This window comes from Lacinutrix sp. (genome assembly GCF_037625555.1).
Taxonomy (GTDB): Bacteria; Bacteroidota; Bacteroidia; order Flavobacteriales; family Flavobacteriaceae; genus Lacinutrix.
Map to the genome: position 1 here is coordinate 1 of NZ_JASJHV010000141.1, position 4,165 is coordinate 4,165.

The following is a 4,165-nucleotide window of genomic DNA, read 5'->3' on the forward strand; positions in this document are numbered from 1 at the left end:
AATGGTGGTTATTAATGAGTCTTTTAATAATCCTACTAACAAATACTCTTCAAGCAATTGCACCAGAAGTTTCCATAACAATGGATGCAAGCATTTTGAAATAAAGCTAAACGACAAAACAAACAATTCTTGAGCTGTTAATAATTTTTCGTTTTATAGAAAGAATATTCAATGTCTAAAAAATAATTCATTAGGACTTAGTTATGTAGAAATAAACATTTTATTGTATGTCTTTATTTTCCCTATACTCTGTATTTTATTATTAATTAGATTACTAAAATGAAAGACAGCATTACAAAACTTTATTGGTACTTTACAGACTTTTGCATTACAATGGCTAATCTACTAGGTATTACTTATGTGGAGTTTAATTTTTGGCTATTTGTAGTCTTTTTCCCTTTAGTTCTTATACTTCTAATCCTTACAAATATCTTTAAGAGTAAATTTTATAGAAAACATTAGTTAGCAAATTAATAACTAACCTTTTATAGTAGATACTACTCAAAAATCACTCGTCCTGTATATTGTTCTGTAATATCTAATGTTGAAGGTGTTGTTACAGAAATAACATCTCCAGTACTAACCAGGTTTGCAGTTAAAAACACTTGTGGATTTACAGTAATGTCATTAGTTCCTCGATGGCCAATAACTACATTTTGGGCTATAAAGTTTCTACCTTCAAAACGTGCATCGCCAGATGCAAATTGCACGTTTAAATTATCTGTATTACCTTCCATAGTAAAGCTTGACAAATTATTAACAACAACTTTTAGATTGCTATTTTCAATATGCATATTAAAAACACCTACTGTGTGAAATTCTCCTGAATCGTCTTCTGAAAACAACGTTAAATTAGGATAAGTTAAAACACCATCGCTACTGGTTGCCAAACCTGTACTGCTTCTAATTTCTGTTAAGTTAGGAGCTGTTATATAAATTTTAGTAATACCAAAATCACGTGTTAAATTACAACCATTATTATTGTTTAATAGTAATCTTCCGTTTTCTACCTTAACTTCAATTTCATCCATTAAATACTCTCCAGTTTCAACTAAAACCTTATGTTCTAAACCTTCTTTTACTATAAGTTCTATACGTTGAAAAACGGTAACTTTTGTAAATTCTTCGATAGTAAATTCTTTCTGTATAATATCTCCAGAATTCTGAAAACAATCTGGTGCATTCTCACTATTACATGAAGCTAGAATTACTATTACTAAAATGTATATTATTTTTTTCATATTTATTATTAATATAGAGTTCTGTTTTAATAAACTAAAGTCTAATTCCTACTCCAAACTCTACAGCTTCTGCTTTTGCACCATGAGCCTTTAAGGTTATTGCACCAAAAAATTTATCTCCAAAGTAGCGTTTTAAACCTAATCTATTATAAATTTGTCCTTCATAATTATAAGGATAATAAACGTAGTAGCCTAGCTGTGTTACAAAAGATATTTTATTAATAAATAACTCATGACCAATAAAAACACCTACTCTTTTATAATCTTCATCTCCACTAACATTATCTTGAGGAAAAGCAACAGAATAATATTTTATTGATTCTTTTAAGAAGTTTGAAAAGAAAACATCTGTTCCAACTTGTATGGCACTTTTTCTATTTAAGCGCTTATCTACATAAGCAGATAATACATAAAATGAATACTGCCCAGAATTATTAACATCACTCTCATTTACACCACCTCTAATTGCAAAGTTGTACTTTATTTTTTCTTTAAATTGTTTGTCTTCGGTTGATGCTATATATTCTGGCTGCTTGTCGTAACCAAACATATAGTTTGCTCCAACATTAAAAGTAAATGTATTTGTTGAAGCATTAGGTGCTTTAAAATTAGCATTAGAGTAATGAATAATAGAAACTCCTGCTTGCAAGCCTAAACCTTTATATATATTTTGTTTGTTGTAATTTAATTGAAAGTAGGTAGAACTCAATAGTTCTGAACCGTAAGCATTATTTCTAAAGTTGGCAACTTTATCATATGGGTTTGTTGTATATGCAATACCTTGGCCAATTCTAAATTTTAAATTTCTTTTAAAAAAATAAAAATTATAGTGTGCGTATAATCCATAATTTTCTCCAAGATATTCATTTTCCATGTCTTGATAAATAAAAGACACTCCATAATCTGGATAATTATACCTACTCTCCCAAGCTTCTTTACCAAAAGTTTTTTGGTTATAACTTAGTATTAAACCACTTTGATGACCTGTAATTAAGTGTGCAATATCTGCATTGTGCTCTAATATTGTTCCATAGAAATAGTTAGCATCTATTGTAAACGGACTTTTTTCTTCTTGAGCTGAAACACAGAAAGAAAATAATAAAATATAAGCGTATAATAAATACCTCATCTAGTAAAATAGTTAGTTGGCAAAAGTATGTAATTTATAGTTACTTAAATTCTATCAAGAATATTAATAAATAAGATTAGTTAAAAAACGTAAAATTAATTATCTATCCATTTAATTTTTTTTTACTTTTGCTAAAATTAATTTTGAGGACGGATTTGACTGATTGCAACCTCTATAAAAAATGCTAAAGGCAGTGTAAACTTCCTTCGACGCTCTCGTCAAATCCATTAAATATAATAAAAAATTATGGCGTATTTATTTACATCAGAAAGTGTTTCTGAAGGACATCCAGATAAAGTTGCAGATCAAATTAGTGATGCATTAATAGACAATTTTTTAGCTTTCGATAGCGACTCTAAAGTAGCTTGCGAAACGCTTGTAACTACAGGACAAGTAGTACTTGCAGGAGAAGTGAAATCTAATACTTATTTAGATGTACAAAAAATTGCACGAGATACCATAAACAAAATTGGCTACACTAAAAGTGAGTATATGTTTGATGGAAATTCTTGTGGTGTGTTTAGTGCTATCCATGAGCAAAGTCCAGATATTAATCGTGGTGTAGATCGTGATACAAAAGAAGAGCAAGGCGCAGGAGACCAAGGCATGATGTTTGGCTATGCAACTAGCGAAACAGAAAACTACATGCCTTTGGCTTTAGACTTGTCTCATAAAATTTTAATTGAGTTAGCAGAATTGCGTCGTGAGAATAAAGACATTACTTATTTAAGACCAGATTCTAAAAGTCAAGTTACAATAGAGTATAGTGATGATAATGTGCCGCAACGTATAGATGCTATTGTTGTTTCTACACAACATGACGATTTTGATGCTAATGATACGGTAATGTTATCAAAAATTAGAAAAGATATTGTAGATATTTTAATTCCAAGAGTTATTGCAAAGCTTCCAGAAGAAATTCAAGCCTTGTTTAATAGCGATATTAAGTACCACATAAACCCAACAGGAAAGTTCGTAATTGGTGGACCTCACGGAGATACTGGTTTAACTGGACGTAAAATTATTGTAGATACTTATGGTGGCAAAGGCGCTCATGGTGGTGGTGCTTTTTCTGGTAAAGACCCAAGTAAGGTAGATAGAAGTGCAGCTTACGCAACAAGACATATTGCTAAAAATTTAGTAGCAGCTGGTATTTGCGAAGAAATTTTAGTGCAAGTCTCTTATGCGATCGGTGTGGTTGAACCTATGGGAATTTTTGTAGATACTTATGGCACTTGTCCATTTAATTTAACTGATGGCGAAATTTCAGAAAAAATATCTAAAATATTCGATATGAGACCTGCTGCTATAGAAACCCGTTTAAAATTACGTAACCCTATGTATAGTGAAACTGCAGCTTATGGACATATGGGAAGAATAAACGAAACAGTTACAAAAACTTTTTCTCAACCTAATGGTGGTGACATTACTCTGGATGTTGAACTATTTACTTGGGAAAAACTAAATTATATAGATAAAGTAAAAGCTGAATTTGGCTTGTAATAAACTGATTATAAAACAAATAAAAAAGCTTCTTGAAAAAGAGGCTTTTTTTTATATTAAACTTTATTGTAGTATTAATTTAAATAATATATTTGCAGTCGTTTTTGGGGAGATACTCAAGCGGCCAACGAGGGCAGACTGTAAATCTGCTGACTACGTCTTCACAGGTTCGAATCCTGTTCTCCCCACATTTTAAAAAAGTCTACACGAGAGTATAGACTTTTTTTATTTTTAAGCTATTTTTATAAAAAATATTATATGAGTAAGACTGTTACAGAGGCTATTGCCTACA

At 30.5% G+C, this 4,165-nt stretch carries 3 protein-coding genes and 1 tRNA gene; 2 read left to right on the plus strand and 2 right to left on the minus strand.

Going from position 1 to position 4,165, the window contains the following annotated elements; translation table 11 throughout:
- Positions 1 to 497: 497 nt before the first annotated feature.
- Positions 498 to 1,241, minus strand: a complete 744-nt coding sequence (locus tag QNK89_RS11800) for a head GIN domain-containing protein (RefSeq protein ID WP_340171369.1) — start codon at positions 1,239 to 1,241, stop codon at positions 498 to 500.
- 34 nt (positions 1,242 to 1,275) lie between these two features.
- Positions 1,276 to 2,370: an acyloxyacyl hydrolase gene (locus tag QNK89_RS11805; RefSeq protein ID WP_340171370.1), complete on the minus strand. Its 1,095-nt coding sequence runs from the start codon at positions 2,368 to 2,370 to the stop codon at positions 1,276 to 1,278.
- Between the two features lie 246 nt (positions 2,371 to 2,616).
- On the opposite strand from QNK89_RS11805, the gene metK reads away from it, so the two are divergent.
- Complete coding sequence (gene metK, locus QNK89_RS11810) at positions 2,617 to 3,873, plus strand: methionine adenosyltransferase (protein WP_340171371.1); 1,257 nt, start codon at positions 2,617 to 2,619, stop codon at positions 3,871 to 3,873.
- Positions 3,874 to 3,979: 106 nt separating this feature from the next.
- Positions 3,980 to 4,061: transfer RNA gene (locus QNK89_RS11815), tRNA-Tyr, on the plus strand.
- Positions 4,062 to 4,165: the final 104 nt, after the last annotated feature.

Excerpts from the sequence above, each read along its gene's own strand:
- metK (WP_340171371.1), top strand. The coding sequence starts at position 2,617 with ATGGCGTATTTATTTACATCAGAAAGTGTTTCTGAAGGACATCCAGAT.
- QNK89_RS11805 (WP_340171370.1), bottom strand. The coding sequence starts at position 2,370 with ATGAGGTATTTATTATACGCTTATATTTTATTATTTTCTTTCTGTGTT.
- QNK89_RS11800 (WP_340171369.1), bottom strand. The coding sequence starts at position 1,241 with ATGAAAAAAATAATATACATTTTAGTAATAGTAATTCTAGCTTCATGT.